The organism is Pseudomonas sp. E45-MNA-CIBAN-0222 (assembly GCF_040310405.1).
Classification (GTDB): domain Bacteria; phylum Pseudomonadota; class Gammaproteobacteria; order Pseudomonadales; family Pseudomonadaceae; genus Stutzerimonas; species Stutzerimonas stutzeri_AC.
This window is the reverse complement of the sequence record NZ_JBEOPU010000236.1, coordinates 1-237: the sequence shown is the minus strand read 5'-3', so window position 1 is coordinate 237 and position 237 is coordinate 1. Positions and strand designations below refer to the sequence as shown.

General features: G+C 47.3%; 1 pseudogene. It reads right to left on the bottom strand.

Going from position 1 to position 237, the window contains the following annotated elements:
- Positions 1–237: pseudogene (locus AAEZ08_RS23455) on the bottom strand (hypothetical protein); the annotation flags it as partial.

Genomic DNA, 237 nt, shown 5'->3' with positions numbered 1-237 from the left:
CCTTACCAGATACTGCTTCTTTAATATTATCCAGCGTATAGATGCCGCCTGTTGGTAGCTTTAACTTACCGCTAGCGGCGCGCTCGATAAGCTCTTTTATTAAACGGCTTTTATTATCCGCATCCATCTTTTGCATCAATGCACCGCCCCAAAATCCTTTGAGTGTCGCTTGCTTAAAGATGAGATGAGTCGGATTGAGCGCGAGTGGCTGACCAGACATCGCACCCACTGCTGCTA